Below are 4,712 nucleotides of genomic sequence, written 5' to 3' on the forward strand. Positions count from 1 at the left end.
ACATTTTTTTCATTTAAATCATTCACCATACATTCTATAGCATCAAATTTAAATTGCTTTCCTTTTGAAGTAACATACTGTGCAGCATGTGTTTTATCAACAACATTCATTTTACAAAAACTACATTGATCTTTACCATATTCTATCGGTTGAGGCTCAACTTTACAACAAATTGTAAGCAATAGTATGAATATACCAGTAAATGGCTTTAGAAGTTTTGAGTTCATTTTTTTTGATTTTAATAGTACTGTAAATATACATTAAAACGGATATATTAAAATGGCTATATCCGTTTTAACTTGTAATTTGAATAGCGTTTATATATTTTTTACGCCTTAGCTTCCTTTTTTCCGATAATAAATGCAATTAAAGTTAAAAGCATACCTGTAAATAAAAAGTACGCTCCAAGTCTAGGATATGAATGTGCTTTAAAATTAAGGATATCTTTTGTACCAAATAGCGGAGGTTGAAATCCCATTACAGAGCCATCTGGGTTTTTAAAATTCATAATTGCTTTAGGATCTAAATTATGACCATAATCGTATTCCCATAAATAAAAATCGTACATACCAGCAACTCCCAATAGTGTCATTAAAATAAACCACACTAAAAACAATTTGTGCTTGCCTAAAAAACCAATTATTACTCCTAAAGCAGACATTACCAAAATAGCAATTGGAAATATTTTAAACTCGGGAATAGTTTTTGGAATATATTGCATTCCAACATAATGATTCATTAAATTGATGTTTTTTATATCAAATTCGTGCGTATCAGCAAATTTATTTATATAAATATCCATACCTAATGGTATTGGATATTGGGGTGCTTCTAAAGTTATATTCCACAAAGGGAACGCAAACAAGCCTAACAATAAAAGAGAACCGATTATCATTAAAATTTTAGATTTTTTCATTATATTTTTTAACGTTTAGTTAATGATTATAATTCATTTAAAATAAACTATAAATTTACAAAAAAGTACCCACTTCTGTGTAATAAAATTTACATATCGGATATTTTAGTCTTATTTATTTTTAATAAAAAACGAGCAACAATTAATGATGCCCGTTTTAAACTAAAAATACATTTTTATAATTCTAACTTATTCAACATCAACAGCATCACCATCTAACGTATACGTTATTGGAACGCTTGATCCTTTAGGAGAAACCCTAACATAACCTTGCATTTCTTGGTGTAATGCAGAACAGAAATCTGTACAGTAGAATGGCCATACACCAACGTTTTTAGGATACCATTTAAAAGTTTCCGTTTGACCTGGCATAATTAACAATTCAGATGTTTGTGCTCCAATCATAGAAATTCCATGTGGCACATCGTAATCTTGTTCTAAGTTTGTTACATGGAAAAATACTTCATCTCCTACTTGTATTCCTTCAATATTGTCTGGTGCAAAGTGAGAACGAATCATTGTCATATAAATATGTACTTGGTTTCCATCTCTCACAACTTTAGCATCCGCTTCAGATTTTGTAACATACTTATGTTTATTCTCTTCTAACTTAAAGAATTTTTTAGAATTAGCTTTTATAATATCAGCTGGAATACCCGCAGCATAATGCGGCTCCCCAATTGTTGGAAAATCAAGCAACAATTCCATTTTTTCACCAGTTATATCATATAATTGCGCAGATTGTGTTACCTCAGGACCCGTTGGTAAATAACGGTCTTTTGTAATTTTATTCATTGCCAATACATACTTCCCAAATGGTTTTCTTGAATTTCCTCCAGGAATCATTAAATGACCTACAGAATAATATGTAGGTTTTCTATCAACTACTTCCCAAGTTCCTAATTTCCATTTTACAACTTCAGATGAAATAAAGAATGTAGTATATGCATTCCCTTGTCCGTCAAACTCCGTATGTAAAGGACCTAAACCTGGTTGTTTAACTGCACCAGCTAAAACTTCTTCGTACTGTAAAATTGGAATACCATAAGCTTCACCATCAAACTTTTCACCTTCAATTGCAGCAAGCATTTTTGTAAATGAATGTGCTGTTAGTTCTGCAGCTAATTTACCACTACCAATAATATATTCACCTGATGGATCTACATCACAACCATGAGGCGATTTTGGTGTTGGCAAGAAATAGATTGCTCCAGGAACATCAGAAGGATTTACAATTAAAATCTCATCTTTCATGGTCGAAGTTGCAGTATGAGTTTCATCATTATAAACATTATGCGCATAATTTGTAGGTGCTTTTGTACCACCTCCATTATTTACATATTCTTCAATTTTTTTCCAGTTAATTGCTGCAATAAAATCTTTATCGTTTTGAGATGCATTTACTTCTAACAACGAGTTAGCTTCTTCAGTATTATAGGTTGTAAAGAAGAACCATCCGTGAGATTTTCCTCTTCCAGGATGCGATAAATCATAATTAAAACCTGGCATCATAATTTGAAACTTAATATCCATTCCTCCATCTTCTGGATCAACAGAAATAAAAGTTAATGCACCTTTAAAGTTTCCTTTATATTCCGCAATTGGCATATCTTTTTGAGGGTAAGGCACAGAAAAACGTGTACCTGCAACCACATATTCAGTGTTTTCAGTTACAAATGAAGAGCTGTGGTTACCTGCTGAATTTGGAATTTCTATAATTTCAGTAGTTTCAAATGTTGTTAAATCAATTTTTGCAATACGAGGTGTATTGTTACCATTGATAAATACGTAACGACCATCTAGTTCTCCAGCAGTTTGAGATATGTCTGGGTGGTGTGAATCATCCCAAGGAATAAAACCGTGCGAAGTATTTAACATTGGTTTTGTTTCTTCGTTAAAACCATAAGCTTGTTCAGCGTCGACCGAAAAAACTGGAATAACTTTAAATAATCTACCCGAAGGAAGACCGTATACTGCTAATTGACCGCTAAAGCCACCAGATACAAATGCATAGAATTCATCGTGTTCACCTGGAGCAACATAAACTTTCTCAGCAGCACTTCCTGATAAAGCACCACTTTTTTTGTCTGAGCCTCCATTACCACAACTACTAAATACTAATGAAAGCACTGTAATTGCAAATAAAGATTTAAAAATTGTTTTCATAATTATTTGATTAATATTTGTTGTTTGTTCAATGTTGATTTAAAAACCTACTCGGCTTTTACTGTCCTAAAATATTCTAATATTAGTCTAGCTTCTTTTTCTGTTAAACTTTGATTTGCCATTGGCGATAAGTACTCAGCTAATAATTGTTTCGCTATTGGGTTTTTATCTACCATTTCTTCAGGATTTAGAATCATATTCATAATCCATTCTGGAGTGCGTCTTTCGGTTACACCAGCTAAACCTGGTCCAACAAAGCGCTTACTCATTTTATGACAAGCAGAACATTTCGCTTTAAAAACTTCTTTTCCCTCAGCTGCCATTGCTTCATCAATTTCTCCTAAGGTTATACTTGAGATAGGTCCAATTCCTTTATCTTTCATTGGGTCTACTTCTACTACTTCTTTTTCTGCTTTTATTGGAGCTGCAACATTATCTTTTTTCTTCCCGTCACTACCACAACTTGACATAATTACTGCGGTTATTGCTAATACTAATACTTTTAATTTCATTCGTTTCTATATTATTTACTATAAATTTATTTATTATTCAGCCGGGACCAACACATCGTCTATTACGTGGATCCAGCCATTACTTACTTGTACTGTTTTTAATACTTTTGTTCCTCCAACGTATAAACCATCTTCTCTATTTTCTACAACCAAATATTCACCTGAAGCCATATACAACTTTCGTCCTTTTTTTGCTTCTTTTTTAAGTTGTGTGTCTGGATAATTTGCTGGTGCTACATGGTTTTTTAATATAAATGCTAATTTCTCTTTGTTTTCAGGTTTTACAAGAGTTTCAACTGTTCCTTCTGGTAGTTTATCAAATGCACTATTTAAAGGTGCAAAAACTGTTAATGGCCCCACATTTACTAATGCATCATCAACGCCCGCAGCATCTATTGCAGCCACTAAAGTTGAAAAATCTGGCAAAGATTTAGCTACTTGTAACGCGTTTGCAGCTGATTCTTTATCAACAATTGTAGATTGCCCTTGCGCTTCTTCTGTTGCTGTTTTGTTAGTTTCAACAGCCTGTCCTTTCTTTTCAACTTCACCACAAGATACTAAAAGTAAAATTATTAAGGTAAAAAATGAACTGAATAATTGATTTGTTTGTTTGGTTTTCATAATTGATTATTTAATATTTAAGTTATATTTTTTAAATACAGCAATCCATTTTAAAATGCAAATTTATATTTTTATTTCAAAATAGAGGACAATTTTGTCTTTTATTTTATTGTAACAAAAGTAACACTTTTTATCCAAAATCTCAAGTTATTTTTGCATAACTAATACTTCTCTAAAAATGATGTAAGTATTTGTATTTAAGAACGTCGAATGTTCTATTGTAAAATAATAAAATCTATGATTAGCAATTTACTTTCAAAAAGTATAAAAAAAGGTATTTCTTATTCAACCTATAGAACTTTGATAAAAGGTTTACTAGTTGAAGGAAAATCTACTGGTTCTGAGCAATCTGAAGCGCTCCTAGAATATAGTATATTAAATGATAAACGCATGAATAGGCTTGATAAAACATTAAAAATTTCAGAAGAAACATCCAATGCTCTAAATAGACTATCTGATAATTTTACCTTACTAGTATTGGCCGAAGGTTGGTGTGG

5 protein-coding genes and 1 pseudogene are annotated in these 4,712 nt (G+C 31.7%); 1 reads left to right on the top strand and 5 read right to left on the bottom strand.

Features of this window, described 5'->3' with window-relative positions; genetic code table 11:
• From AB1Z17_RS12495 to AB1Z17_RS12515, 5 genes and pseudogenes are all read right to left on the bottom strand, one after another.
• Nucleotides 1–227: pseudogene (locus tag AB1Z17_RS12495) on the bottom strand (hypothetical protein); the annotation flags it as partial.
• A 101-nt stretch (nt 228–328) separates the two neighbouring features.
• Nucleotides 329–916, bottom strand: coding sequence for a hypothetical protein (locus AB1Z17_RS12500; protein ID WP_368052118.1), 588 nt, complete (start codon nt 914–916; stop codon nt 329–331).
• A gap of 189 nt (nt 917–1,105) precedes the next feature.
• Entirely contained in the window at nt 1,106–3,082 is a 1,977-nt protein-coding gene (gene nosZ, locus AB1Z17_RS12505) for a Sec-dependent nitrous-oxide reductase (RefSeq protein ID WP_368052119.1), read from the bottom strand.
• Between the two features lie 47 nt (nt 3,083–3,129).
• Complete coding sequence (locus AB1Z17_RS12510; RefSeq protein ID WP_368052120.1) at nt 3,130–3,594, bottom strand: cytochrome c; 465 nt, start codon at nt 3,592–3,594, stop codon at nt 3,130–3,132.
• Nucleotides 3,595–3,627: 33 nt separating this feature from the next.
• On the bottom strand, nt 3,628–4,215 hold the full coding sequence (locus tag AB1Z17_RS12515; RefSeq protein ID WP_368052121.1) for a fasciclin domain-containing protein: 588 nt from the start codon (nt 4,213–4,215) through the stop codon (nt 3,628–3,630).
• A 237-nt stretch (nt 4,216–4,452) separates the two neighbouring features.
• Between AB1Z17_RS12515 and AB1Z17_RS12520 the strand changes: the two genes are divergently transcribed.
• Nucleotides 4,453–4,712 (top strand): thioredoxin family protein (locus AB1Z17_RS12520; RefSeq protein ID WP_368052122.1); only part of this gene is annotated, 260 nt, incomplete at its 3' end.

Source organism: Lutibacter sp. (assembly GCF_040883305.1).
Classification (GTDB): Bacteria; Bacteroidota; Bacteroidia; order Flavobacteriales; family Flavobacteriaceae; genus Lutibacter.

Excerpts from the sequence above, each read along its gene's own strand:
- AB1Z17_RS12500 (WP_368052118.1), bottom strand. The coding sequence starts at position 916 with ATGAAAAAATCTAAAATTTTAATGATAATCGGTTCTCTTTTATTGTTA.
- nosZ (WP_368052119.1), bottom strand. The coding sequence starts at position 3,082 with ATGAAAACAATTTTTAAATCTTTATTTGCAATTACAGTGCTTTCATTA.
- AB1Z17_RS12510 (WP_368052120.1), bottom strand. The coding sequence starts at position 3,594 with ATGAAATTAAAAGTATTAGTATTAGCAATAACCGCAGTAATTATGTCA.
- AB1Z17_RS12515 (WP_368052121.1), bottom strand. The coding sequence starts at position 4,215 with ATGAAAACCAAACAAACAAATCAATTATTCAGTTCATTTTTTACCTTA.